Genomic DNA, 24,490 nt, shown 5'->3' with positions numbered 1-24,490 from the left:
TCCGCATGCGCGGGCAAATGAACTTGGGGTGAGCCGTTCGCGGCTTCACCCCCTTTGTTTCTAAGGAACTATAAAAAATGATGGTTCTCTATTCGGGTACAACCTGCCCATTTTCGCAACGCTGCCGCCTGGTCCTGTTTGAAAAAGGCATGGACTTCGAAGTGCGCGACGTCGACCTGTTCAACAAGCCGGAAGACATTTCGACCATGAACCCGTACGGCCAGGTGCCGATCCTGGTCGAGCGCGAACTGATTCTGTATGAATCGAACATCATCAACGAGTACATCGACGAGCGCTTCCCGCATCCGCAACTGATGCCGGCCGACCCTTTGATGCGCGCGCGCGCCCGCCTGATGCTGTTCAACTTTGAAAAAGAGTTGTTCGTGCACGTGCACGTGCTGGAAAGCGAACGCGCCAAGGGCAACGACAAGAGCCACGACAAGGCCCGCGCAGAAATCCGCGACCGCCTGACCACGCTCGCGCCGCTGTTCCTGAAAAACAAATACATGCTGGGCGACGAATTCTCGATGCTCGACGTGGCTGTTGCACCACTGCTGTGGCGCCTGGACCACTATGGCATCGAACTGTCGAAAACGGCAGCACCGCTGATGAAATACGCTGAACGCATCTTCTCGCGTCCGGCGTATATCGAAGCATTGACCCCTTCGGAAAAAGTCATGCGCCGTTAAAAAATGATCCGGTAAAGCTACTGCGCAGCCTGCTCTTGGCCTGGCGTTACTCGCCGTACATTCGTACGGCTGCGTTACTCAGGCCGATATCGGGCTTGCTCGCTACGCTTTCCGGGAAATTTTTCAGTGGGAGTTTTCCGGCTTCACTGCCCTGTCTTATTGAAATACCGGTGCGTCACCTTGTCACTGACGAGGGCGCTCCCGCCTTACAGTATTGATCATGTCTGAAATCTCAACCAAACCCTATATGCTGCGCGCCATTTACGAGTGGTGTACCGACAGCGGCTACACGCCTTACCTCGCGGTCAAGGTCGACTCGCGCACCACGGTGCCGATGGAATACGTGAAAAAAGGCGAGATCGTCCTCAACATCAGCTTTGGCGCCACCAACGGCCTGAAGATGGACAACGACGCCATCCGCTTCCACGCCCGCTTCGGCGGCGTCTCGCGTGAAATCTATGTGCCGGTCGACAACGTGATGGCCATCTACGCCAACGAAAACGGCCAGGGCATGGCCTTCGAGCCCACGCTCGGCAACGACGACAGCGCCCCGACTAACAGCCCCGAATCAACCGACGCCCCGCCGCCGCCAGCCCCGGCAGCATCCGGCCCGACACTGGCCTCGGTCCCCACAGGCAACCCGGAACAGCGCGACACCACGCCGCCCGGCGACGACGAGCCACCAAAAAAAGGCGGCCGCCCGACCCTCACGCGCATTAAATAGCGTATAATTCGCAACGCACAGTTTTCGCCGACTTAGCTCATTTGGTAGAGCAGTTGATTTGTAATCATCAGGTGGCCAGTTCGAAACCGGCAGTCGGCACCAGAATTTAGTAGGAAAATCAAAGGGTTACATTTGCTCCGCATGTAACCCTTTTCTATTTTTTCCTTACCGATTATCCGTATGTAAGCACCGCATAGGTTTTAAGGACGTATCTGAACGGCCTGCGCCTAATAATCGCTTCTTCCCACAGAGTTTGCATTCGCAGGCGATGCATTGCAGGCTACGGTTAAGTTCTCGCCTTTCTCGGCAACCCGTTAATATGACACGCTACCTTGCCGATCCTATCAAGCCGTCTTTCCGTTACCGTGTAGTGGTCAACCCATCCCGGACACTACATTAAGTTTTTCTTCGAAGACGGCCGGCGCCAGTCCTTGGTTGAACTGATGCGGCCGTATCCAGTTATACCGGTGCATCAGGTAATACCTGATGTCCCGTTGTGCTTCTCGTGCCGTCATGCAACCGGTTGACGGCAGCCACTCCGTTTTGAAACTGCGGAACAGCCGTTCCATCGGGGCATTGTCCCAACAATTTCCCCTACGGCTCATACTCTGTTGTATCCGATAGCGCCATAATCGCTGACGGAATTTTCGGCTGGCGTACTGACTGCCCTGATCCGAATGAAACAGCAGCCCTTGGGGGCGACCGCGCTGCTCGAAAGCCATTTCCAGCGCTTGCACAACAAGGTCGGCGTCGGGCCGTAGCGAGAATGCCCAGCCCCACTGCTCGGCGAGTGAACAGATCCAACACAACAGCCAAGTAATACCATTGCCCCTGCGCCCAAACATAGGTGATATCGCCGCACCAGACGTGATTTGGCGCCGCCACCGTGAACTCACGGTTGAGATGATTCGGAATGTCGATCCGCTCCACCGTGGCCTGCTTGTAGGCGTGCCTGCCAGGTTGCCTGCAGATAAGCCCCAGCTCCTCCATCAAGCGACTAACCTTGAAGCGACCGATAGCCTTGCCTTCCTCGCGCATCATGTCCATGATGCTGCGGCTCCCCGCTGAACTGCGGCTCTCAACGAACAGCTCGTGGACGCGGCTACGCAATGCCATGCGCTCAACATCAATATGTCGCACGCGCTCCCGATGTGCATACAGGCATGACCGCGCGACATCGAATACCGCACAAATCAACTCGATTGATTCGTCACCACAAATCTGATCGATTACCTCGTACGTTCTATCCCTTCCGACATCAAGAGCGCGGTAGCCTTTTTTAAAATGGATTTCTCCCGCTCGAGACGCTCAATGCGCGCCTCAAGTTCCTGTATTCGCTGCTGATCCGGCGTGATTGCCTTGCCCTGTGGCGTGACGCCTTGTCGCTCCAATTGAAGCTGTTGAACCCAGCGGCGCATCAGCGATTCTCCGATGCCGATCGACCGACTAGCCTCCACGTGGCTGTATCCCTGATCTAATACCAAGCATGCTGCTTGTTGCTGGGACTCAGGGGAAAATGTAAGTCTTTGCTTGCTCATCAAACACCTCTCCATGGCGAGTATTCTCGCCTAAATCAGTGTCCGGGTACATTAAACCACTACACAACCTGGCTCACTTCTTGTTAGGCAAGACCTATTTGTTCTCGACTGCACGTTACCGCTCCCCTGGATACATGCGAAGTTAATTGCTGCTTTCATGTAGGGGAGCGGTCAAATTTGCCTATCTAGTAGATGTGTTATAAAATACATCTATTTCTGATCGATATCTCTATGACCCCAACCGCCATCCGCGAACTACGGAATCGCCTGTGCGAATCGCAGACTCATTTTGGCGAACGATTTCAGGTGAGCCAGATCACCGTCGCCTACTGGGAGAGCGGCAGGTCGCAACCGGCACCGAAGCGATTGAGTGAACTAGCAATCTTGGCATCAAACACCACGTCGACAAACGCCCCTGTCAAAGCGTTCCGACCAATTCAGTACCTCGGTAGCAAGCAACGCTTGGCCGAGACTATTGCCACCGTACTCAGTGAAGTCGCTCCAGGTGCATCACGCGTTGGCGACCTATTCGCCGGGAGCGGCGTAGTTAGCTCATTGTTGGGCACAATTAGACCCGTAACGGCGGTCGACATACAAGCATTTTCACATGCTCTTACGACGGCGCTATTGCATGGGAAAGCAGAACACTACGCAGAGTTCATTCAACCTGAGTTTATGTTGCAAGTGAATGAGTTCGCTCGCCGAGTCTCCCACCAGGTCGCGCCACTGCTTGAGTTTGAAGCGAAGGCACTTCACAAAGCAGCCTCGGGGGACCCTGAAGATCTCATCCATCTAATGGAGTTCGGTTCGTTAGCAATCCATGAGCAACGTCCGCTTACGAACTGCCCTCCGCGTTTAGAAAAGTTGCTTGGCAAAGTTATCAAAGGACTCAAAACTAGCGAATTCAACACCGCCGATTTAACCGCAATCCGATACTTTGGCGGACCGTATTTCTCCTATGCTCAGGCCCTCGAATTAGATGCCATCTACATGGCAGCTAATGCCTTGAAAGTCCCGTCATCTAAGAGTTGTGTACTAGCTGTTCTACTCAGTACCGCCAGCGAGATTGTCAATACAGTCGGGAAGCAGTTTGCGCAGCCAATGAAACTTAAGAAAGCCGATGGTCGCATTCCTCCGCTACTGCTGCAGAGAGCGCTGCGTGACCGAACCCTGAATACAATTCAGATATTTCAAAGCTGGGCCAATCGCTGGCAAGAACATGTTTTGCCGACAAACGACAATCATCGAGTGGTGCGCGGTGATGTGATTGAATTCGCCGCAAATGATCGCGAGTGTGGCGTGTACTATGCCGATCCCCCATACACGATTGACCACTATTCGCGGTTCTATCATGTCCTTGAAACACTAGTTCTGAGAGACTCCCCACGTCTCGACGAAATGAAGAAACGGGGGGAACTATCAGTGATGCGAGGCGTCTATCGAATAGGTCGCCATCAATCATCATTCTGCGTGCCGTCGACAGCGCCCGCAGCCTTTGATAAGTTATTCGCAGCGACTGTACGCCGTGAAGCACCCTTGGTGTTGTCCTATTCGCCATTTGACGAGGCGGAGGGACATCGTCCACGTCTCCTAACATTTCCAGATCTTGTTGCGACTGCCAAGCGCCACTATCCCAATGTTTCAGTAATGGAAATCACCGAACACAGCCATAGGAAGCTGAATACAAAGACACATAACGTAGGTATCCGCAACGATGCAGAGCGACTTCTAATTTGCAAGGTCTAAAATGGAAAAATATTTGGGCAATAAAGCATCCTTGCTACCCTTGATTGATAATTTCATCAAGAACCGCATACCAGAAGCGACGCGTCTTTCTGACGTCTTCGCCGGTACGAACAATGTATCTCGCTATTTCCGTAGCCGTGGCTGGGAGACCGCAGCCTGTGATTCAAACCGCTTCAGCTATGTGCTGGCTCAAGCCTATCTCGGAACGTCTGAACCGCCGTTATTTCATTCGATCCAAACCCATAGCACAGATAAGTTCCGAGTTGAGAAATTGCAACATGAACTAGGCCGTTCCATGGACCGCTTTGGTGAGTTGTATCTGCCAAACTGCACTCCAAAAAAAATATTCCAAGACCTCTCCTCTCTAGCCAACGTTTTGGCGCACCTCCAAACATTAGGTGAGGCCAACACAAAGCCCGGGGTCATCACAGACTGCTATACCCAGTGGGGATCGCGGTCAGCATTCCTAAGCCTCCGTGGTACGAAGGGCATGCGCAATTATTTTTCTAAAGGAAATGCTCTTATCATTGATGGCGTCCTAAACGCCATACGGGCATGGTGGATCGAGGGCCGTTTGACACGGAACGAGATATTCCTACTCCTAACGAGCGCCTTAGAAGAGATCGTAATTACTGCAAATGTGAATGGCACTTTTCACGACTTCAACCGCAATCGCCTCTGGCCAAATGCAGAACAAGCCTTCCAACTAAGGATTCCTTTGGTATCGTGCTCGCATCCCGTTGCGGAATTGGCCAATGCTGATGCAATTGACGCCGCAGGAGCGTTCGCAACGCACGACGTTTGCTACCTTGATCCGCCGTACAATTTCAGGCAGTACAGCGCCTACTATCACCTTCTCAACTTTATTTCAGCTTATCCTTTCCTACAGGATGTTGAGTCTTACGTGTCAGGCCTTAGCCATGTTCGGGGGCAACATCCGAGCGACGATTTCGCGAGCAATTTCTGTTATCGAAATCGTTTCGTTGACAGCCTCAGGCAGCTCATTGAAGCTGTCGATGCGAAGCATGTCATACTCAGTTATTACGGAGGACGAAACCACTGGAATCATTGGAGCTCCGTCAGTGAACCGACCGATGAGGGCCTTCACGAGCTCCGAACGCTATTTGAAGATTCCGACCTGTTCGAAAGCAGTGAGGTGATTCCCGCCCTTGAGATTCGAAAAAATTACCAAAGTCGGGTGGGCAAGCAGAAGGAACTAGTCAACGAATACCTATTTCATGGCGTTCGGAGGACTAGGCCAAGTCGGAAAACATCCCGGCCGCTCACTCCGTTAACTGCCAATGTCCACTGGGGACTGGCTGACGAATTCGGACACACCCTCGCGTCTACCAACGATAACATCAATCATGCGATTTGCACGGTCGGCTGAAATGACAGGGTATGTAGCAAGTAGTGCCACCGGATCGACTCCCCAGGCTTCGACAATGTTGAATGCTCGGTGAGATCCTTCAATGGTGGCATACCCTAGGAATCGAGGGGTCTCGGCTCCTGGAAGTGGAAAAAGGAATATCGAAATGAGGTTAGCTTGAGGATGCTGAAGAGATTCCGCATAGTAGACTTGCTTGATGATGTCAGGGCCACCTGGACGTGACCCTGGAAATGGAAAATAATATTTCGCGTCAATGATAAGCAACCATCGATCACGCCTTACTACCAAGTCCGGAATCTGCGTTTGCCCGTGTCGCTGCTTCCGTCCCGCATCATCGTAGGTCCACCATATCGGTTGGCCAAGTGCCGCATGGAATCCCGTAGGTAGATCACCGCCGATACCCGTACAGCACGCATCTTCCCATATTGCGTAAAAAGCCGTGGTCCCGTAAATTTGTGGCTGCGCGCTGGGGGCTGCCAATCGTGTATCCAATACTTCGTGCAACAATTTGAACAAGCGCAACGTATCTGTTCGATACACACTGCGCCGTTCAGCAGCCAGCTGCCGCTCGTAGTACACACGTTCGTCGCGCTCAAGAGGCCAGCTCCTTACGGCAGTACCTGTAGCAATTTCAGCTTGTCGAATTGCACCAGGCACGGCAAATCCATAACGTCGTAACAGTTGAAGTAAGACACCTATTTGCAGAGCACTGACATCGTTCAAAATACCTTCTCGTCGCTCGGCAACAATCGAGGGATATACCACAGCTCCCTGCATGATGAGCGCTGGACTTTTTGCGATTGTCCGAATCCAGTGTGGCCTACCCCAATCACTTGCAACGGCTTGCTCTCGCCGATACAAACCGTGCGCAAAAAACCAATCCTTCAGTCCTATTAACGCATCAAATTCCCTTAGTATCTCACCATCACCAAACTCCGGATCACGGGTACTGTCCGAAATTGGCCGTCTTTGACGACTTCTGGCAAAGTAACTTCGCAGGATACGCAAAGTTTCCGGCAGATCCAAGGAGCCAAATTTCGGCTGCACAAAAAGCAGGCTGTCCTTGAAGATAACAACGCCGACGAAAACGAGACCGTAGTGGCCCGAATCCGTGGGGCGCAAGACTCGAACATCAACAAGATGCTTGATATCCTCAGAACTGGTACACATCCGTTCTGGCCAGTCAGCCAACGCCAATACAGTGCCTTCCTTAATTAGGATAACACTCATGGTTCGCCCGTTACTGTACCCTGTTCACTTGATGCCTGAGTGGCGGGCTGCGCGACCGATGCCGCCAACTCAGTGCCTTCACTTGTCACGATGGAAGCGGGCAGCTGGAACTTGAGTGGCGATCCGTTACCTGCTGCCCAAACAGCAGACACCAAGGAAAAACTCTTAGCAATAAAAAGGGAGTCCTGACGAAACCGCAGAACATCATCCCACAAATACAGAAATAGCTTTTCCAGGATGCTTGCTGGTTCAACCAATTGCTGCTCTGTTAGAAAATACGGGCCTATAAGCTTGTCCTCATGAATTCCAAGCTCTACCAAATGATGATTTAGGGCTCCCCGGAAAGCGTTCCACTCATATTGCTGTCCCGCATAAACAATTTTTGCTTGTCCCGAAAGATAGAGGCAAGGTTCAGTGTAACCCTTATAGACGTAGCTCCAGCGCCGCCGAAATGCTGTATCTAGGGGGAAGACACCTTGATCCGCACTGTTCATCGTCGCCCATAAATACAGATTTGCCGGTAAGCGAATCACATCCAGCGAGTGTCCCAAGCCAGCAAAATACGCACGTACCTCCGGTGTGGCCGCGAGGTGATAACGGCTTTCTCCATCACTGGTCCGGTCCAGAAGCTGTAGCATGTCGCCTAAGATGGCAGCGGCATTGCCACGGTTGATTTCCTCAATAACGACGACGACATTCTCAGCCGGATTACTGATCGCATGTGCTAGGCCTTGCATAAGTGGCCCGGGAACGAATCGATAATCAATAAGCGGTCTGCCTCTCAAACTAGGTGAACCGTCCCCTTCCTCAAATTGGAGAGATGCGTCTATCGGCTCATACACAGGCTGCGGCTTGTACGCTCCAACGAAATCAAAAAACGAGGACTCCGGGTGAAATTGCGTCCTGAAGACAGCGCAACCTACCGATTCGATAAGTTGATCGACATAGTGGCTTTTACCAGACCCTGGGCATCCCGTCACAATGAGTTGATGCGGAAAGGGCAGCCGCGTTGCAGCCACGGTTGCAGTCTCAATATCTGTGATGTTTCCCGATCCGCCACCAGCTGTCGACCCGGCTCGCAAAACAAGTTGACGATCTAACCTCGGCAAATTGGAGCCCAGTTCTGTACGCAAGTGATTGTAAGCGTTAAGAAAGCCACTGATACGGAATCGAACGTCGGCTTGAACAGATCCAGCAGCGTCCTTGTATTTTGCGGCGGCAATTTCTATTGGCGCTGACGGCGACCAATCTGACGTTGGCAGAACCTTAGCAAATGCGGCATCAAACGCCGCCCGCTCGACATCAGTCAACCGGTAATACCGCGCAATTTCCCACCCGTTTGAATTAAGACGGAATAACGACAACAACTGATTCCTGTCCGACAGTACGGACATCAAAATTGAAGGTGGAACATTGTCAAAAAAGTTCTGTGCGTTAAACCAGGCAAGCTTGAAGCTATCACTTACCTTATGGCCCGAAGTGAGGCGCTGAACAAGTTGCCTTACAACATTTAGTTCCACGCCATCGCCGCTATCCCCTTGCCAGAAGGAGTCATCCGCACCGGCGTCTACCGCGTCAAGATAGTGGGACGCCAACGGCGTTAGCTTGGGTGTTGCAGCAGTCCCCTCAACAAGGGCTTGATTTGAAAGTGAGTTGAAGTAGCGGTTTCGGCTGACTTCATTTGACGAAAGCTGGCCTGTATCGCGAACTGAAACAAGGCTGCCAGCAATTTGCCGCGTACCTTTAAGTTCAGAACTGTACAAGGACAACGGTTGCAGCATCGGTGTACCTTTGCGTGTAAGAGCCAAATTAAAGTCCAACACACGCGTTAGCGCCAATCTTTCCTCATCTGTCAGAACTAATTCAGCCACTTTTCACCCCAATGCCTAAGAAGAATTCCTCGATTTTAACAAATCACAAACTCATGCCCCAGATAATCATCTTTGGGAAGCAACGCATACCTACGTCAGCTCTGCTGCCAGCGGTTTCAAGCGCATTTCCCCACTAGGGCAGGGTCTATTGATGGGTTCGTTCAATGATCCGCATGATCTCAAAGCAAGTCTGGACGCGGAATTTTGTTATTAAAAAGAAGGTTTCAACGACGAACAATAGCATCAGGATAAGGTACGGGCATAATTGAAAGCTCACGAAATCCGGTTTTCTGATTCGATGTGCACGCTTGCAACTGCCAAGAATTTGCCAATTCATCAGACTAAATGCCTGATTTTTTTGGTTTCTTGATTCCGGCAGTCGGCACCAAGAACACCCAGCAAAAAGCCCAGCCTTTCAGGTTGGCTTTTTGCTTTCGGGAATCATGCAGGCTATGCGTGACACGACCTGAGCAAATCGCCTTTCTACTTTCCAGCCATTCTTGTGATATCTGTTTTTCAGATATCTTGACTTTATCCGAATTCCAGATACTATCAATATATCTGAATAACGGATACCAAATATGCCCTACTCGCCCACCACTCACCGCCTCCTCACGGCGTCACAGCTCGGCCAGTTGCTCACATCAACCCGCAAACGGCGCAAGATCACCCAAGCGACTGTAGGCACGCGTGTCGGTCTGAGCCAGAATCGCATCTCCTACCTGGAAAGCCATCCTGACGAAATCAGTGTCAAGCAGTTACTCAGCTGGTGCTCAGCACTCGAGCTGGAACTGCAGCTGGGCGAACGCGATACGTCCGCAGCAAGCAATTCGGCCGAGTGGTAGTCATGGGGCGCCGCTCACACAGCCAGACGCTCCATCTTTGGGCAAATGGCGATTACGTCGGACGCTGGACGGTCAAGGCCAACGGCGACTCCGAACTCCAGTACGATGCGGCCTGGCAAAGCTCAAGGCTCGGGCGCCCGATCTCGCTGTCGCTGCCGTTCAATCTGCGCAATGAACCGCTCAAGGGTGCCAGTGTTGCAAACTACTTTGAGGGCTTGCTACCGGACAGTGACATCATTCGCAAACGCGTTGCGACCCGCTTCAGGACAGGCTCTCTCGAACCGTTCGACCTGCTCGCGGCCATCGGCCGGGACTGCGTCGGCGCCTTGCAGCTGCTGCCCGAAGGCGTCAAGCCGGAAGGACTTGGCCAGGTTGATGGCATCGTCCTGGACGAGGAAGACATTGAGCGGCATCTGCTTGAAGCAGTCGGCGCGGAGCGACACGGTGCTCCCGATGACGTCGACGATGATTTCCGCATTTCGCTCGCTGGCGCACAAGAGAAAGATGCTTTCTTGTGGTGGGATGGGAAATGGATGAAGCCGCGCGGCGCGACGCCGACAACGCACATTTTCAAGCTTCCGATCGGGATGGTAGGCGGGAAAAAAGCCGACTTCACCACGTCGGTCGATAACGAGTGGCTATGCCTGCGGCTGTTCAAGGAGTACGGACTGCCCACGGCAAATGCCGACATCGCGACGTTCGGCGAGCAACGGGTGCTCGTCGTCGAGCGTTTTGATCGCGTCCGGTCAAGCGATGGCAAGCAGCTGTTCCGACTGGTTCAGGAGGATTTTTGCCAGGCAACGGGAACATCGCCGCTGCTGAAATACGAAAACGACGGTGGGCCGGGGTTAAAACAGATGTTTACCCTGCTGCAGCAATCGCAGCAAAGCGCTGCCGACATGCATACGCTGATGGCTACCCAACTTCTGTTCTGGATGCTGCGCGCCCCCGATGGCCACGCCAAGAACTTCAGTATCCAATTACTGGCGGGCGCCGGACGGTTCAAAATGACGCCCATCTATGATGTGATGTCCGGCTATCCTGTGATCGGCCCAGGCCCCAACCAGTGGGCGGAACGCAAACTCAAGATGGCGATGGCACTACTTGGAAGCAACAAGCACTACCTGGCGCATGGCATACAGCGGCGGCATTTCAACAGCACTGCAAAAGCGGTCGGCTATGGAGCGGACGCCGAACCACTGCTGCGCGATTTTATCGACCGCACACCTGCCATCGTGGAAAAGATCCGCAGCGAACTGCCTGCGGATTTTTCGGAAAAGGTGGCCGACAAAATTCTGGGCGGCCTGCTTGCGTCAGCGGCCGCCCTTCAGCAGATGCCACCAGCCTGACGGGATATCGCAGACAGCGCGACTACACCAGGCATAAAAAATCAGAGCGCTGCGTGGTATTCGACATGGTATTTTCCTTGTTCACGGCCGGGTATCGTGGCAGGCACAATCGATCATCAGAAATAGTACCCTGCCTGCACGTTGACCCTGCGCGTAAAACCGTCATTTTTGCTGGACGTGGACGCCAGGCCGCCGCCATCGGGCGATATGTAGGGGTGGTGCTTGCCGAGCATGAAGTCGGCGTAGAACACCCATTTGCCCGCTGAGAAGGTCATGCCGCTGATGTTCTGTACCGAGCTTTTGTAGTTGCCCACGCGTTTGCGCAGGATGCTGTAGTCGTTGTACAGCTTTAAGCCGCCGAACGGGCCGAGCTTGCCGGGAATGTCGTAGCTGAGGTTGGCGATATAGATGTCGCCCTTGGAGGCCACCGGATAAGGGTAGCCGAATGCGCCCAGGATAACAAAGCTGTTCGGATCGAGGCCGCCATAGGTCTGGGTTGCGCTGTGACTGGTGCCGTAGCTGTAGCGCAGCGCTTCGAGCATCAGGTTCCACGGGCCGGCGCCGCCTCGGTAATGGACCGCCACGGCGTTGCGGCGGGTGTCGCGGCCTTCGCTGCGGGTGTCGTTGCGGATGGTGCCGGTCAGGGCCGACAGGCCCACTTCATGCTGGGCGGTACTGCCGAAGTGCGTGACCACGCGGCCGGTGACGGTATTGCGTTCGTGGTCGCGCTGGCCCGTGGCGTAGCCCTGCTTGTCGTCGTCGGCAACGATGTTGTACGAGTAGCGGTTGGAGGCGCCGGCGGTATTGCTGCCGCCGCCATAGGAGCCGCCGTCGCGCGGGTAGAAGCCCAGCTGCCACTCGATCGGGCCGGGGCGGCTGGAGTAGGTGACGCCAAGGTCATATTTGTCTTCGAAGCCGGTGTAGAACGCCATCGACTCGTAGTAGTTATTGGAAGCGAACGGCTGCAGGCCGAACAGGTTTTTCACCACGCCTGCCTGCACCGTGCTCTTGTCGGCAAAGCGCATGCCGATCCAGCCGTGGTGCAGGAAATGCTGCCAGTAGTCGCCCTGCCCTTTGGGAAAATTATTGTAGCGGTACTGGGCCGAACCGATCAGCGTTCCATCGTCATAGTTGACGTCGAGCCGCGCCGTGTCGAGACCGAAAAAGCCGCTCTTGTAGTCGTCCTGCCAGCTCTTGTAGACGTAATTGAAGCGGATCGCGCCGCCAACGGTCAGTGGCGAACTGGCAGCTTCTTCTGCCGATACGAGGCTGCACAGCGACAGCAGCGTTGCTGCCAGCACTGCACTGCGAAAGAGAGATTTTTTAAGGTTCATGGCAGGCGTCATCGTCATCATGTTGTCCAGTTGACTGGCCTTAGCGCAGGCGCAGCGTATCGCGTGCAGCCGGAGCGTCGCCCTGCGGCAGCTTGAACCCCGCCACCACCTCGGCCAGCGCGCTGGCCTGTTGCTGCAGCGATTGCGCGGCGGCGGCGGCCTGTTCGACCAAGGCGGCGTTCTGCTGGGTGTTTTCATCCATTTGCGTGACCGCCGTGCCTACTTCGGTAATGCCGCTGCTCTGCTCATGGCTGGCGTTGCTGATCTGTTTGACGATGCCAGCCAGCTGGCGGATGCTGTCGACCACTTCGGTCATGGTCGAACCGGCGCTTGCCACCAGGCGGCTGCCGGCGTCGACCTGCGTGACCGAGTCGCCGATCAGCGCCTTGATTTCCCTGGCCGCTTCGGCTGATCGTCCGGCCAGCGACCGCACTTCGGTGGCCACCACGGCAAAGCCGCGGCCCATTTCGCCGGCGCGCGCCGCCTCGACCGCGGCATTGAGCGCGAGGATATTGGTCTGGAAGGCGATGCCGTCGATGGTGCCGATAATGTCGACGATCTTGCGCGAAGCCACATTGATGTCGCCCATGGTCTGCACCACCTGCTGCACCACTTCGCCGCCGCGCCCTGCCACCTGCGTGGCGCTGGCGGCAAGTTCGTTGGCCTGCGCGGCGTTCTCGGCGTTCTGCTGGACGGTGGCCATCAGTTCTTCCATCGCCGCCGAGGTTTCTTCCAGCGCGCTGGCCTGCGACTCGGTGCGCATCGACAGGTCGCTATTGCCCGACGCGATCTCGCCCGAGGCGGTGCGCACCATGTCGGAGGCCTCGCGGATCTGCAGCAGCACAGCGGCGATCTTGTCGGCGAAACGGTTGAAGGCGCTGGCGATTTGCGTCAGTTCGTCGCGGCCCGAAGCATCCATGCGGCGCGTCAGGTCGCCCTCGCCCGATGCGATGTCTTCCAGCGCGTCGCGCACCAGTATCATGCGGCGCAACTGGCGGCTGACGAACACCGACATCAACGCTCCGGCAGCGAGCAGGCACAGTACCGTGATCACGATCGTCATTTTCAGCATGCTGCTCAGCGAGGCGGTAGCCAAGTCGCGGTCGACTGCAATGAGCAGTATCCAGGACGTGCCTTCAACCCTGGCGGCGTACACCATCTGCGTGGCGCCATCGATGACCAGCTCGGCATGGTCGCCGTCCTTGACCAGGCGCCCCAGCAGCGCCGCGTCGAGACCTTTCGCCAGGTCGGTCACCGGCTTGAGTGTCAGCTCCTTGCGCGCATGCGCCAGGATGGTGTTGTTCGAGCCATCGACCAGCACCGCAAAACTCTTTTCCGTGGGATGGATGGCGTTGACTTTCTTCACCACGGATGTGAGCTTGGCATCCGCACTGACCACGCCGGCCAGCGCCCCGCCAGCCTGCGCAAACACGGGTTCGACGAAGCTCACATACAGTTCGCCCGTATTGGCATCGGCGTAGGCGGCGGTAATAGCCGGGCCACCGGTCGATACGGCCAGCTTGTACCAGGGGCGCGTCGTGCCATCAAAGTCGGGCGGCACCGTCCAGCCGCTGTAGACGGCGCGCTTGTCGCTCATGCTGAAGCCGACCGAATCCATGGCGCCGGCCTGGCGTGCCGTATCGAGCGCTGGCTGCGGCTCGGCCAGCGATGTCGACAGCTTGAGCGAGCTGGCAATGCGCTGCTTGTCCTGCACCCACTCGGTCAGCTCACGCGCATACTGGCGCGTCACGCCGCTGATCTGCTGGTCCAGCGAGGTCAGCACATTGGCCCGCACAGTGACAAAAGTGACCACCGACAGCAGCACCAGCGCAACCGCGACGATGGCGATGGAAATGGCGATCAGGCGGGCGCGCAGGGTATGGAACATGGGAACTCCAGAAGGGGAAATGCAGCAGCGGCCAGGAAGATCCGGGCGCCCGTGCAGGCACAGTTAAACCCGGCGCAGCATATTGCGTCAAGTCAACTATTTACCATCCATGGCGTTCCTGATAACTGTGTGGTAAAAACGCAAATTCATGGCTGCCAGTGCATCCGCTCGCCGATCAGGTTCTCGATCCACGCTCCCGCCTGCAGCACCAGCGCATCGGCTCCCCGCGCCGCAAAAAGCGTGACGCCGAAAGGCAGGCCGTCGGCGTCAACGCCCAGCGGAATGGCGAGCACCGGCGCGCCGGCCTTGCCGGTGCATTTGGCGGCGGCACTCATCGGCGCCAGCAGCACCTGGACGGCGCCGGCCGCCAGCGCCGCATCGATGCCGTCGTCGCGGCTGAGCACAATATCGCGCTGGCGCTCCGCCACGTATTGCGCCGACAGCATGCCGGGCGCTGCGCTGGCCGTAGGGAATCGCCTCGGGATGCTGGCGGTTCCATTCGATAATGTCGTCCATGGCCGCCATGCCGCAAGGCTGCAGCTGCGCCAGCAGGGCATCGAGGCTGGCCTTGAATTCACTGCGGAACACGCACGAGCGCACGCTGGCCAATTCTTCTGCGCTGGGCAAGTCGCAAGGATCGACAATCACGGCGCCGGCCTGCGCCGGCCATCGCCTCGCACACCAGTGCACGCTCGGCTGAAGCCGAAAATGGAGGTCCCATCCCATAGGATGGGCCTTCAGCTCTTCTTGATGACATAACCGTCGGTCAGCGTCTTGAGAAACGCGATCACGTCGGCGATCTCCTTCTCGTTCAGCGCCGGCGCCTGGCCCTTCTGGCGGTCAAATGGCGCTTCAACATTGACATTCGCTTCCAGGCCCGGTGGCAGGTCGTCAAATTTGTGCACGCTGCCGTCCGGGTTTTTCGGATACCACTTTTGCGGCGCCGTATCGCGCTGCACGTAGAAGCGCAGTACCTGCTCCAGGCTGGTAAAGCTGCCGTTATGGAAGAACACCTTGCGCAGCGCGATATTGCGCAAGGTCGGCGTCTTGAAGGCGCCACAGTACTCCTTGTGATCCTTCAGGTCGGTGCGGTCCGGACCGCACAGGCCCATGTCGAAGTAGCTTGGGTCGGCGTTGACGGGCAGCTTGCCGTTGCGCGGCACGCCGATATTGATCAGGCCATAGTCGGTAAATTGCGGGAAGGCGCCACCGTCGCTGATGCGGCTGATATGGCAGGAGGCGCAGTTGCCTTTGGTTTCATCGTTGAACAGCGCCAGGCCGCGCAGCTCCTGGGCATTGAGTTGCACCTGCTTGCGCAAAAAGCCGTCGTATTTGCTGGTGTAGGGATAGAAATCGGTGGGGCTCTCCTGGAATACTTCGAGCGACATCAGCGCCCAGCGCAACGCTTCATCTGGCTGATCGAAAATATCGTTGCCGTAGGTCTGGCGGAACTGCGCGGCCAGCGGGCCTTGCTTCAGTTTGGCCAGCACGGTTGCGGTATCGCGGTTGCCCATTTCATGCGCGGCCAGCAGCGGCGTGAGCGCCTGCTCGTGGCCGGACTGGGCGCGGCCGTCCCAGTTGCGACCGCCGGTGGGGCCGGCGTCAACGCTGTCGTCGCCGTCGTCGTCATGAAAATGCTCGGTAAAGGCCGGCGCGTTCTGCAGATAGCGCAGCGACGGCGCGGCGCGCGTGCCGGCGTCTTTCAGCTCGGGGCCGCCCAGCTGCACTGCCAGGCCGTTGGGCGGTCCGTAGGCATGCTCGGGGCTGTGGCAGCTGGCGCACGACATCTTGCCCGATACCGACAGGCTCGGCTCGAAAAACATGGCGCGGCCCATGGCGGTCATCTCGGCCACGCTGGGCTGGCGTTTCAGGGTAGGCGCGTAGGCGCCCTTCAGATAGGCCGGAGCGGGTTTGTCGGCAGGCGCGCTGGCGTGCTGCGGCTGGCAGGCGGCGAGCAGGCTGGCAAACAGCAGGGACAAGGTCAATTTCATCATGGCGAAGGCAGGCAGCTATGGAACATGGTCGGGCAGCGTAACAACGCCATATGACATCGGCGTGACAAACCGGCGTCAAAAACAGCGCAAAAATTACCGCATGTTTCGCATGTAACAGCACCCTGTAATGTCATGGGGCTGACATATTGCCTGCCTAGCATGCGACGTTTTCCACCCAGAAGGCATGAAAAATGAATCTGCATGCGAGATTTGCATTACGTCCCCTCCCCGTCCTGATCGCGCTGAGCCTGGGCACCGCACTGGTAGCCTGCGGCAGCAACTACCACGTGACACCCGCCGTCCAGGGCCAGGTGATCGGCAGCTACTATGAAAACGCCCAGGTCTGCCTGGAAAGCAGCACCGCCAGGCTGACCTGCGACGCCAAATCGGCCCCGGTCAGGACCGCCGCCGACGGCAGCTTCCTGCTCGACGGCGAAGGCGCCGTGCTGGCCGTGGTGGGCACCGATGCGATCCGCCACGAAACCGTGGGCGACGCCGGCAGCAAGGTCACGCAAAAGCTGATGCTGCGCGCGCCAGCCGGCCACGCCGGCTTTGTCAGCGCCATCTCGACCGAACTGGCGCAGATCATGGACAGCAACGGCGGTGACTTTGCCAGCGCCAGCAGCAAGCTGGCCGCGCGCATCGGCGTATCGGAATCGGCCATGAATGCCGACTTCAACAAGGCCAGCGGTGACGACCTGGCCAAGCTGAAAGCAGAAAACAGCAGCGCCACGGCGGTGATCGCCACGGCCAGCGCCCAGGCCGCACCGGCCGATGCACTGGCAGCGATGAACAGCGGCCTGGCACTGAACAATATCCAGACCATCGTGGTGATTTACGCGGAAAACCGCGGCTTCGACAATCTGTACGGCCTGTTCCCCGGAGCGAACGGCGTGCCAGGCGTGAACCCGACCTCGACCTCGGCCTACGTGCCGCAGAAAGACATCGACGGCAGCACCCTGCCCGTGCTGCCGCCAACCTGGGGCGGCATGACGGCTGCCGGCCAGAGCACCGTGATCACCCAGGCGCAAACGGCCAACCTGCCCAACAAGCCGTTCCAGATCGATGACGCCAACGGTCCGTTCAACCTGCCGCAATCGGTCATCACGCGCGATCTGGTGCACCGTTTCTACAACAACCAGATGCAGATCAACGGCGGCGCCAACGACAAGTTTGCGGCCTACTCCGACGCCGGCGGCCTCTCGATGGGCTACTACGACGGCAGCAAGATGAAGCTGTGGGATATCGCCAAACAATATGCGCTGGCCGACAATATGTTTATCGGCGCCTTCGGCGGCTCCTTCCTCACCCACCAGTACCTGATCTGCGCCTGCGCACCGACCTACCCGAATGCCGACACCTCGGTGGCCAAGGGTTCGATCTCGAAGATCGACGTTGACGCCAAGGGCAACTTCGTGCGCCTGACGCCGTCGGCCAGCTCCCCGGCGACGGTACTCAATGGTGCACCGGTCTACGCCAACGACAGCACGCTGACGCCGGCCGACAGCAGCGGCATGTTCTACGCCGTCAACACCATGCAGCCGGCCTTCCAGCCAAGCAGTAATGCGCCGGCGGGCGACGACGGCAGCAAGCTTTATGCCGACACCAGCAAAGCCACCACCTTGCCGCCACAGACGCAGACCAATATCGGCGACCTGCTGTCCGGTAAAAACATCGACTGGGCCTGGTACGCCGGCGCCTGGAAGGACACCACCGCGCGCGCCACCGCCGCCAGCCGAGGCAGCTTCCCCAACCCGCCGAACTTCCAGTTCCATCACCAGCCGTTCAATTACTTTGCCAATATGGACCCGGTCAAGGCGCCCGCCTACCGTGCCGCCCACCTGCGCGACTTCGACAGCCAGTTCATGAGCGACGCTACCGCCGGCAAGCTGCCGCCGGTGACCTTCTACAAACCGCAAGGCAACCTGAACCAGCATCCCGGCTACGCCAGCGTGGCCGATGGCGACGCGCATATCGCCAGCGTGATCGAACAGCTGAAAAAGAGCCCTCAGTGGAAGAACATGCTGGTCATCGTCACCTACGATGAAAACGGCGGCTTCTACGACCACGCATCGCCACCGAAAGGCGACCGCTGGGGTCCGGGCACGCGCGTGCCGGCGATCCTGGTCTCGCCTTACGTGAAAAAAGGCACGGTCGACCATACGCAGTACGACTCGGCCTCGATCCTGCGCGCCATTACCCACCGCTTCTCGCTGCCGGTACTCGACGGCTTGAGCACGCGCGACAAGGCGCTGGTGGCCAACGGCGGCAAGCCGATGGGCGACTTCAGTGCTGCGCTGGCGCTGCTGCCGCAGGAGTAAGCGCTATCGGCTAGCTGCTGCGGCGGCTGTCGAGCCAGTCGCTGCCGCCATTCTTCAAGGCGGCAGCGATGACTTTTTCAGGCAGGCTGTAGACGGTGGCCCAGCTGGCGCGGCCGTCTTCGGTATTGGCCGGAAAACTGTGCGTTTCAATCGGCCAGTGGTATTTGCGCTTGAGCGCCTTGACGATGGCCGCCAGCGACACGCGCCCGGCCAGCGGCTCGGCGCCGGTCTGGTCGCGGTTCGACAGCAGCACCGCCAGCACCGCGCCGCGCGCCGTGCGCGGGCCGGGGAAAGTGGGTTTTTTGTTTGCCATGGCTTATTCTAACGCCAGCCATGTCTGCTTCATCAACCCAAACTGGCCAACGCCTTGCGCGCCAGCTGCAGTTGCTGCAGATAGAACCGGTGCAGCACCGCCGCCTCGACCATGTCGCGGCCCACGATCAGGCGCAGATCCGCGCCCTGGCCGTCGACTGCCAGCACCGCCACGTGTGGCCCGATTTGCCGCGCCAGCCGGCGGGCCGCAGTAGCATGCGGGCCTCGATATTCAATACGCGTGCGCGACACCTTGAATGAAGCGGCATTGCCAAAGCGTAGCAACTGCAACGGCCCCGCCGCCAGACTGCGCGCCAGCGTGGCGGCCATGCCGGGCACGCCATTGCCGTTGAGCACCTCCAGCCGCAGCAAAGGCTGCGCCTCGGGCCGGCGCTGCGTGCCCGCCACCCGCTGCAAACGCGCCATGCCATCGCTTTGCGTGATCACGACGCGGGCCATGCCGGTAAGCTCCGGCGCAGCCAAAGGCGCTACTTCGGCAGACGCCTGTACCAGCGCCGGATGCTGCCAGGCCAGCGCATTGGGCGGATCGGGCAGGCAGGCTTTTTCCAGCGCATAGACGCGCTGCCGATCATCGGGCGGCAGCGCGACGCCCAAGGGTATCGGCGCAATACAGCCGCCCAGCGCCAGGCTGGCGGCCAGCACAGCGATGCGCACGACAGGGATAGGGATGACAGCGGCAGGCATCAGCACTCCTTTCAGCGGCTGGCCATGGCCGGCACCAGCACGCGATAGACTTCGATCACGGCAGGGCCCATCAGCACCAGCATCAGGGTGGGAAACACACAGAAAATCAGCGGAAACAGCAGTTTCAGGGCGATCTTGGCGGCCGCTTCCTCGGCCAGCAGGCTGCGCTTGCCGCGCAGATTGTCGGAGTGCACGCGCAAGGAATCGCTCATGCTGGTGCCGAAGCGCTCGGACTGGATCAGCATGGCCACCAGCACATCGACGTCTTCCACGCCGCTGCGCAGGGCCAGGTTGCGCAAGGCTTTTTCCTTGGTAAAGCCGGCGCGCATTTCCATCAGCACCAGCTGCAGTTCCTGCGCCAGCACCACGCTCTTGATATGGATCTCGCCCGACACCTTGACCAGCGCACGCTCCAGGCTCAGGCCCGCCTCCACGCAGACGGTCAGCAGGTCGAGCGCATCGGGGATGTTTTCAAAGATATCGCGCTGGCGCCGGCTGGCCGTGACCGACAGCACCAGGTTGGGCAGGTAGTAGCCAAGCGTCGCGCTCACGCACAGCAGCAACAGCAGCGCACTGCGCAGCTGGCCGGCCATGGCGCTGGCAGCAACCAGCGCCAGCAAGGCGGGAAACAGCAGCGCCAGCGCCGACTTGGCGGCAAAATACAGCGTCGGCGCGCTGGCCTGGCGCCAGCCGGCGTTCATGAAGCGCGTGCGCAGCGGCGAACGCTCCCAGCCCTCATCGGGCAGCGACAGCCTGCCCAGCGGCGTTGCGGCGCGCGCCACCCGCTCGACCCAGCCGCTTTCCGGCACCGTGCTGGCAACGGCCGGCGGCGCCATCACGCCGGACAGGCGCTGGCGCACGGCGCCGGAAAAAAACGCCAGCCACGCCACGCCGGCCAGGCCGGCCGCCACCAGAAACACGATCAGCAGAAACAGCCATTGTGCGCCTGTCATGCTTGCTCCTCTCAGCTCAACTCTCAAACTCAAATACGGATGCGTATCACCTTGCGCATCCACAGCACGCCCAGCAGCACCATGCCGGCCGCATACCACAGCAGGCGAATGCCGCTGGGGTCCAGCCACAACAGGCTGATGTACTGTGGATTGACCAGCGACATCACGCCGATCATCACCACCGGCATCAGTCCCAGCACCCAGGCCGACATGCGCCCTTCGGCCGACAGCACGCGCACCTGCCCCAGCAGCTTCAAGCGGGCGCGGATAATGCGTGCAATGCTGGCCAGCACCTCGGCCAGGTTGCCGCCTGATTCGCGCTGCACCAGCACCGCAATGACCAGGTAGCGCAAGTCGGTCAGAGGGATGCGCGCGGCCAGGTTCTGCAGCGCCTCGTTCATCGGCACACCGTAGTTGATCTCTTCGTGCGCCAGCCGGAATTCGCCGCTGATCGGTTCATTGAGTTCCTCCCCCACCATATGCAGCACGTTGGCAAACGAATGGCCGGCGCGCAGCGCCCGGGCCAGAAAGTCGGCCGCCTCGGGCAATTGGGCTTCGATTTTCTTCAGCCGCGCTGCGCGCGCGCGCAGCACGATCAGGCAGGGCGCGCCAACGGCCAGCACCAGCAGCAGCAAGGCGCCCGGCGCGGGTATCGGCATCGGCCACAGCACCAGCAGCACCAGCGCGGCCAGCAGCGCGGCGCCGGCGCCAGCCAGCCATTGCGCCACCGACCACGACAGGCCGGACTGCAGCAGCAGGCGATCGAGCATGGCCGCGCGCGGCAGGCGCCGCAGCAGCCGGTCAAGGCCCGGCGCGTGCGCATAGCGGCGCTGCTTGAGGATGGACACGCGTTCGCCGCCCGCTTCGCCGCGCGCCGCCATCAGGCGCAAGCGCCGGTTGATGCGCCGCGCCGCGCTGCCATGCGTGCCCGACCACCATAGCCAGGCGCCTTCCACCATCAGGATGCAGGCGGCAAACAGCACCACGGCAAAGCCGTAAAACACCAGGTCCATGACGCCCTCCTACTCGTAGATGCGGTCGGGATCGAACACGCTGTCGGGCACCGGCACGCCGAACATGCGCAGGCGCTCGGCAAAGCGCGGGCGCACGCCGGTGGCGCCAAAGTGGCCCAGCACCTTTCCATCAGCATCGACGCCGGTCTGCTCGAAGCGGAAAATTTCATGCATGGCGATAATCTCGCCTTCCATCCCGGTCACCTCCTGCAGGCTGACCAGCTTGCGCGCACCATCGGTCAGGCGCGACACCTGCATCACCACCGTGACGGCCGAACAGATCTGCTGGCGCGTGGCGCGCGCGGTCAGGTTCAGGTTGGCCATGCCGACCATGTTTTCCAGCCGCGCCAGCGCATCGCGCGCCGTGTTCGAGTGGATGGTGGCCAGCGAACCTTCGTGGCCGGTGTTCATCGCCTGCAGCATGTCGATCGCCTCGGCGCCGCGCACCTCGCCCAGGATAATGCGGTCGGGGCGCATGCGCAGCGCGTTGCGCACCAGCGCGCGCTGCGACACTTCGCCCTTGCCCTCGATATTGGGCGGGCGCGTTTCCAGGCGCACCACATGCGGCTGGCGCAGCGCCAGTTCGGCCGCATCCTCGATGGTGACGATGCGCTCGCTGCCGGGAATAAAACCGGACAGCACATTGAGCAAGGTGGTCTTGCCGCTGCCGGTGCCGCCCGAGATCAGGATATTGACCTTGGCCTGGCCCAGCGCCTGCAGCACCTGCACCATTGGCGGCGTCAGGCTCTTGTAGTCGAGCAGGTTGGCCATCGTCAAAGGCTGCACGGCAAAGCGGCGGATCGACAGGATCGGCCCGTCGACCGCCAGCGGCGGGATGATGGCGTTTACGCGCGAGCCGTCGGGCAGGCGCGCATCGACCATCGGGCTCGATTCATCGACGCGCCGGCCGACCCGCGAGACGATCTTCTCGATGATCTTCATCAGGTGCGCGTTGTCGTGGAAGGTCACGTCGGTCAGCTGCAGCCGCCCGCTGCGCTCGACATACACCTTGTCGCAGGTATTGACCAGGATATCGGACACGCCCGGGTCGGCCAGCAGCGGCTCGAGCGGCCCGAAGCCCAGCATCTCGTGCTGGATATCGAGCACCAGGCTGTGGCGCTCATGCTGGTTGAGGACGATGCGCTCGTCTTCGATCACGCGCTGCACCAATAACGCCAGCTCGTGCTTGAACTGCTCGGCCGTCAGGCGCTTCAATCGCTCCAGGTCGATGCGGTCGAGGATGGTCTGGTGCATGCTCTTTTTCAATTCCTGGTAGGCGTGCAGCGCCAGCGCGCCATGGCCGTCATTCATGGGCCGGCTGTGCTCATTGGCGGCCAGGCGTTCGCGCAAGGTCATGTCATCTCCCGGTGATGGTGTGATTCGGTATGACTCGGTGTGATTCAGGCTTCGCTGCGACTGAACAGCCGGTCGAACAGGCTGCGGCTTTCCGTCACGCGGCGCTGCGTGACCTGCCCGACCAGTTCGGCCAGACTGCGCGCCAGCGCGCTGCTGCGCGACAGCTGCAGCAGCGGCACGCCCTGGTTGACCGAATCGGTGGCGGCCAGGTAGTCGTTGGGCACCGTATGGACCACCTCGGCGCCCAGCGCCTGCTCCAGATCGGCCAGGCGCAGGCGGCCGCCTTTGGTGTAGCGGTTGACGATCAGGCGCAGGCGTTCGCCCGGATAGCCGAGCGAGCGGAAAATATCGAGCAGACGGCGCGCATCGCGGATATCGGGCAAGGCCAGCTGCAGCACCGGATAGATGGCGTCGGCGCCGTCGAGCGCGCGCAGCGACAGCGCATCGATCTGGCGGCCCACATCGAGCACGATATAGTCGTAATGCTGGCGCGCTACGGCCAGGATGCGGTCCATATGGTCGGGCTGCATGTCGACCTTGTGGGCCGGATCGTCAGCCGCGGCCAGCACGCCGAAGTCCGGCGTCACGTGCACCAGGCAGGACGCCAGGAAAGCGCCGTCCATGCGCGCGATCTGCGCGCAGATGTCCGACAGCGTCATCGACGGCTTCTGGTCCGACACATACAGCGTAGCGTCGCCGAACTGTCCATGCAGGTCGATCAACAGCACCTTGCAGCCGGCCAGCGTGGCCAGCGCATAGGCGAAATTGGTGGCCAGAAAAGTGGCGCCGCTGCCGCCCTTGCAGGAGATAAAGGCCAGCACCTTGCCATCGCGCAGCTGGGTGACGCCAGCCTGGATATCGACCCGGTCCATCGCCTCGTGAAAGGCCTTGTGCACCAGCGGCAGCTGCAGCACTTCGCGCATGCCGGCGCGCATGGCGCGGATCAGCACCTCCTGCTGCTGGCCGCGCGTGAGCAGCATCAGCACGGCTGCCGGATACAGGCGCGCCAGCCGCTCGAACAGGTCGGCGTCATCGGCGCCGATGTCGCTGGCGTCGACAATGACCAGCTCGGGCGCCTCGGCCAGCACGCGCTCGACCGCTTCGCGCAGGCTGGCGCGCCGATCGAGCAGGCGCAGCACCGGCATGCGCGCGGCGCCCTGCGCGGCGATCTCGTCATGCAGGGGGCCATCGCGACTAATCATCAGGGCTTTCATCGACCATCCTCCAGGTAA

20 protein-coding genes, 1 tRNA gene and 1 pseudogene are annotated in these 24,490 nt (G+C 59.2%); 9 read left to right on the top strand and 13 right to left on the bottom strand.

The genetic code is table 11. The features are described from left to right. Positions 1-77 precede the first annotated feature (77 nt). From GCM43_RS20490 to GCM43_RS20480, 3 genes are all read left to right on the top strand, one after another. Positions 78-689: a glutathione S-transferase N-terminal domain-containing protein gene (locus GCM43_RS20490; protein WP_017877976.1), complete on the top strand. Its 612-nt coding sequence runs from the start codon at positions 78-80 to the stop codon at positions 687-689. Between the two features lie 220 nt (positions 690-909). Further along, the gene (locus tag GCM43_RS20485; RefSeq protein WP_152247740.1) at positions 910-1,413 is read left to right on the top strand and encodes a ClpXP protease specificity-enhancing factor; all 504 of its coding nucleotides are present in this window, start codon (positions 910-912) and stop codon (positions 1,411-1,413) included. Positions 1,414-1,439: 26 nt separating this feature from the next. Next, a tRNA-Thr gene (locus GCM43_RS20480) sits at positions 1,440-1,515 on the top strand. Between the two features lie 272 nt (positions 1,516-1,787). On the opposite strand, the pseudogene GCM43_RS20475 reads toward GCM43_RS20480, so the two are convergent. Next, positions 1,788-2,951 (bottom strand): annotated as a pseudogene (locus GCM43_RS20475) (IS3 family transposase). Positions 2,952-3,182: 231 nt separating this feature from the next. On the opposite strand from GCM43_RS20475, the gene GCM43_RS20470 reads away from it, so the two are divergent. Together GCM43_RS20470 and GCM43_RS20465 are read left to right on the top strand one after the other, a co-directional pair. Next, on the top strand, positions 3,183-4,697 hold the full coding sequence (locus GCM43_RS20470; RefSeq protein ID WP_193315688.1) for a DNA adenine methylase: 1,515 nt from the start codon (positions 3,183-3,185) through the stop codon (positions 4,695-4,697). Between the two features lies 1 nt (position 4,698). Beyond that, on the top strand, positions 4,699-6,087 hold the full coding sequence (locus tag GCM43_RS20465; RefSeq protein ID WP_152247738.1) for a DNA adenine methylase: 1,389 nt from the start codon (positions 4,699-4,701) through the stop codon (positions 6,085-6,087). Here GCM43_RS20465 and GCM43_RS20460 read toward each other — a convergent pair. Together GCM43_RS20460 and GCM43_RS20455 are read right to left on the bottom strand one after the other, a co-directional pair. Next, a complete protein-coding gene (locus GCM43_RS20460; protein WP_152247737.1) occupies positions 5,989-7,317 on the bottom strand; it encodes an LlaJI family restriction endonuclease in 1,329 nt (442 codons plus the stop codon). The genes GCM43_RS20465 and GCM43_RS20460 overlap by 99 nt on opposite strands. Then, on the bottom strand, positions 7,314-9,098 hold the full coding sequence (locus GCM43_RS20455) for an AAA family ATPase (RefSeq protein ID WP_152247736.1): 1,785 nt from the start codon (positions 9,096-9,098) through the stop codon (positions 7,314-7,316). Before GCM43_RS20455 ends, GCM43_RS20460 begins: the two co-directional genes overlap by 4 nt. A gap of 671 nt (positions 9,099-9,769) precedes the next feature. Here GCM43_RS20455 and GCM43_RS20450 point away from each other — a divergent pair. Further along, on the top strand, positions 9,770-10,033 hold the full coding sequence (locus GCM43_RS20450; protein ID WP_152247735.1) for a helix-turn-helix domain-containing protein: 264 nt from the start codon (positions 9,770-9,772) through the stop codon (positions 10,031-10,033). Positions 10,034-10,035: 2 nt separating this feature from the next. Next, positions 10,036-11,382: a type II toxin-antitoxin system HipA family toxin gene (locus tag GCM43_RS20445; RefSeq protein ID WP_152247734.1), complete on the top strand. Its 1,347-nt coding sequence runs from the start codon at positions 10,036-10,038 to the stop codon at positions 11,380-11,382. Between the two features lie 116 nt (positions 11,383-11,498). Here GCM43_RS20445 and GCM43_RS20440 read toward each other — a convergent pair whose 3' ends face one another. From GCM43_RS20440 to GCM43_RS20430, 3 genes are all read right to left on the bottom strand, one after another. Then, positions 11,499-12,716 (bottom strand): hypothetical protein, encoded by a 1,218-nt coding sequence (locus GCM43_RS20440; protein ID WP_152247733.1) that lies wholly within the window; start codon positions 12,714-12,716, stop codon positions 11,499-11,501. A gap of 40 nt (positions 12,717-12,756) precedes the next feature. Beyond that, positions 12,757-14,604 carry a methyl-accepting chemotaxis protein gene (locus GCM43_RS20435; protein WP_152247732.1) on the bottom strand — a complete coding sequence of 616 codons (1,848 nt, stop codon included), beginning with the start codon at positions 14,602-14,604 and terminating at the stop codon, positions 12,757-12,759. A gap of 146 nt (positions 14,605-14,750) precedes the next feature. Continuing rightward, on the bottom strand, positions 14,751-15,050 hold the full coding sequence (locus GCM43_RS20430) for a hypothetical protein (protein WP_152247731.1): 300 nt from the start codon (positions 15,048-15,050) through the stop codon (positions 14,751-14,753). A 122-nt stretch (positions 15,051-15,172) separates the two neighbouring features. Between GCM43_RS20430 and GCM43_RS26425 the strand changes: the two genes are divergently transcribed. After that, entirely contained in the window at positions 15,173-15,304 is a 132-nt protein-coding gene (locus tag GCM43_RS26425) for a hypothetical protein (RefSeq protein ID WP_264372664.1), read from the top strand. Between the two features lie 37 nt (positions 15,305-15,341). Here the strand turns inward: GCM43_RS26425 and GCM43_RS20425 are convergent, their stop codons facing one another. Further along, positions 15,342-16,595: a cytochrome-c peroxidase gene (locus GCM43_RS20425; protein WP_226929590.1), complete on the bottom strand. Its 1,254-nt coding sequence runs from the start codon at positions 16,593-16,595 to the stop codon at positions 15,342-15,344. Positions 16,596-16,789: 194 nt separating this feature from the next. Here GCM43_RS20425 and acpA point away from each other — a divergent pair, with 194 nt between their 5' ends. Continuing rightward, positions 16,790-18,919, top strand: coding sequence for an acid phosphatase (gene acpA, locus GCM43_RS20420; protein WP_152247729.1), 2,130 nt, complete (start codon positions 16,790-16,792; stop codon positions 18,917-18,919). A 10-nt stretch (positions 18,920-18,929) separates the two neighbouring features. Here the strand turns inward: acpA and GCM43_RS20415 are convergent, their stop codons facing one another. Genes GCM43_RS20415 through GCM43_RS20390 form a run of 6 tightly spaced genes read right to left on the bottom strand, consistent with a single transcriptional unit; the run spans position 18,930 to position 24,472 of the window. Next, positions 18,930-19,232 (bottom strand): hypothetical protein, encoded by a 303-nt coding sequence (locus tag GCM43_RS20415; protein ID WP_152247728.1) that lies wholly within the window; start codon positions 19,230-19,232, stop codon positions 18,930-18,932. 32 nt (positions 19,233-19,264) lie between these two features. Next, the gene (locus tag GCM43_RS20410; protein WP_152247727.1) at positions 19,265-19,936 is read right to left on the bottom strand and encodes a LytR C-terminal domain-containing protein; all 672 of its coding nucleotides are present in this window, start codon (positions 19,934-19,936) and stop codon (positions 19,265-19,267) included. An 11-nt stretch (positions 19,937-19,947) separates the two neighbouring features. Beyond that, positions 19,948-20,889: a type II secretion system F family protein gene (locus GCM43_RS20405; RefSeq protein ID WP_152247726.1), complete on the bottom strand. Its 942-nt coding sequence runs from the start codon at positions 20,887-20,889 to the stop codon at positions 19,948-19,950. Between the two features lie 29 nt (positions 20,890-20,918). Then, on the bottom strand, positions 20,919-21,902 hold the full coding sequence (locus GCM43_RS20400; protein ID WP_152247725.1) for a type II secretion system F family protein: 984 nt from the start codon (positions 21,900-21,902) through the stop codon (positions 20,919-20,921). Positions 21,903-21,911: 9 nt separating this feature from the next. After that, positions 21,912-23,258, bottom strand: coding sequence for a CpaF family protein (locus GCM43_RS20395; protein ID WP_152247723.1), 1,347 nt, complete (start codon positions 23,256-23,258; stop codon positions 21,912-21,914). 44 nt (positions 23,259-23,302) lie between these two features. Then, on the bottom strand, positions 23,303-24,472 hold the full coding sequence (locus GCM43_RS20390) for an AAA family ATPase (RefSeq protein ID WP_152247721.1): 1,170 nt from the start codon (positions 24,470-24,472) through the stop codon (positions 23,303-23,305). Between the last annotated feature and the right edge of the window lie 18 nt (positions 24,473-24,490).

Origin of the sequence: Janthinobacterium aquaticum, from assembly GCF_009208565.1 — a bacterium.
GTDB lineage: Bacteria > Pseudomonadota > Gammaproteobacteria > Burkholderiales > Burkholderiaceae_D > Janthinobacterium.
Note: the sequence above shows the minus strand (reverse complement) of the source record. Positions and strands in the feature narration are given on the sequence as shown.